The following is a 235-nucleotide window of genomic DNA, read 5'->3' as shown; positions in this document are numbered from 1 at the left end:
CGAGCTGCCGGTGCTGCTGGTGCCCGGCCTGTACGTGGCCTCCGACGAGCTGCTCGACTGGCTCGACGCCTACGCGCGGGCGGGCGGCCACCTCGTGCTCGGCATCCGCAGCGCCTACGCCGACGAGCTGGCGCGCGCGCGGCTCGAGGTCAAGCCGGGCCGGCTCGCCGAGGCCGCTAGAGCCTCCTACCAGGAGTTCTCGAACCTGCTGGCGCCGCTGCCGCTGGTGGCCCGC

At 75.3% G+C, this 235-nt stretch carries 1 protein-coding gene; it reads left to right on the top strand.

Features of this window, described 5'->3' with window-relative positions; all coding sequences use genetic code 11:
• Positions 1-235 (top strand): beta-galactosidase trimerization domain-containing protein (locus FHN55_RS16545; RefSeq protein WP_180357900.1); only part of this gene is annotated, 235 nt, incomplete at both ends.

Source organism: Streptomyces sp. NP160 (assembly GCF_006335115.1).
In the GTDB taxonomy this organism is placed as follows: domain Bacteria; phylum Actinomycetota; class Actinomycetes; order Actinomycetales; family Quadrisphaeraceae; genus Quadrisphaera.
Note: the sequence above shows the minus strand (reverse complement) of the source record. Positions and strands in the feature narration are given on the sequence as shown.